The 1,521-nt window shown below is 76.7% G+C and carries 1 protein-coding gene; it reads left to right on the top strand.

Features of this window, described 5'->3' with window-relative positions; all coding sequences use genetic code 11:
• Window positions 1-1,521, top strand: a 1,521-nt coding sequence (locus AN218_RS29720) for a HelD family protein (RefSeq protein WP_171908846.1), incomplete at both ends; no start/stop codon positions are given.

Genomic DNA, 1,521 nt, shown 5'->3' on the forward strand with positions numbered 1-1,521 from the left:
GTGCGGAGGGGACGGAGGGCGCCGCCGGGACCCTCGTCGGCGAGGCCGCGCTGCTGGCGGCGCTGGGCCGCGCCCGCACCGGCCGCATGGCCGACGTCGTCGCCACCATCCAGGCCGAGCAGGACCGCGTCGTACGCTCCCCGCTCGCCGGCGTGCTCGTCGTACAGGGCGGCCCCGGCACGGGCAAGACGGTCGCCGCCCTGCACCGCGCCGCCTACCTCCTCTACACCCACCGCACGGCCCTCGCGCGGCGCGGCGTCCTCGTCATCGGGCCGAACGCCGTCTTCCTGCGCTACATCAGCGAGGTGCTGCCCTCGCTCGGTGAGACCGACGTGGTGCTCACCTCCCTCGGCGGCCTCTTCCCGGGCGTACGGGCGACGGCCGAGGACGCTGCGGGCACCGCCGTCGTGAAGGGCGATCCCCGGATGGCGACGGTGCTGGCCGAGGCCGTACGGCTGCAACAGCGCCTGCCCGAGGGGACGTTGACCGTGCGGCTGGAGGACGAGGACGAGGAGGTGAGCGTCCCGCACGAGGTGTGCGCGGCGGCGCGGCACCGGGCGCAGAGCCTGGCCGCACCGCACAACGTCGCCCGCAAGCGCTTCGTCACCGACATGCTGCACGCTCTCGTACGGGCGCGCGCCGAGCTGACCGGGCGCCCCCTGGACGAGGAGGAACGGCGCCACGGCCCCGGGGAGCTGTGGCGCGGGCCGGCGGTGCGCCGCGCCCTGGACGGGCTCTGGCCGCTGCTGACCCCGCAGCGGCTGGTCGCCGAGCTGCTCTCCGACGCGGAGTTGCTGGCCTCGTCCGGTCGCGGCGTGCTCGGCGAGGACGAACGGGCCGCGCTGGTACGGGAGTCGGACGCACCGTGGACGACGGGCGACGTGCCGCTGCTGGACGAGGCGGCCGTGCTGCTCGGCGAGGACGACTCGGAGCAGCGGGCGGCGGAACGCGCGAGGCGGGCGGAGCGTGCCGAGGAGGAGCGCTATGCGCGGGGTGTGCTGCAGATCCTCGGCCTGGACGGCTGGGACGTGGTGGATCCTGCGCGGCTCGCGGAGGCGCACGGCGGCGGCGGTGACTCCCGTACGACGGCGGAGCGCGCCGCCGCCGACCGCGACTGGGCCTACGGGCACGTCATCGTCGACGAGGCGCAGGAGCTGTCCGCGATGGCATGGCGGACGGTGATGCGCCGCGCCCCGGCGCGTTCGATGACCCTGGTCGGCGACGTGGCGCAGAGGGGCAGCGCGGCCGGTGCCCGTTCGTGGGCGGCGATGCTCGACCCGCATGTGGCGGGGCGCTGGCGCGAGGAGCGGCTGACGGTCAACTACCGCACTCCTGCAGAGGTGATGGAGGCGGCGGGGCGCGTCCTCGCGGAGGTGGCGCCGGAGATGGAGCCGCCGGTCTCCGTACGGGAGGAGGGGACGCCGCCGAGGGCCGTGCGGGCGCGGCCGGGCGCCCTGGTGGCCCGGGTCGCGGAGGCGGCGGAGGAGGAACGGGCGGGGCTGCGCGCGTCCGGCGGCGGCA

Source organism: Streptomyces nanshensis (genome assembly GCF_001751255.1).
GTDB lineage: Bacteria > Actinomycetota > Actinomycetes > Streptomycetales > Streptomycetaceae > Streptomyces > Streptomyces nanshensis_A.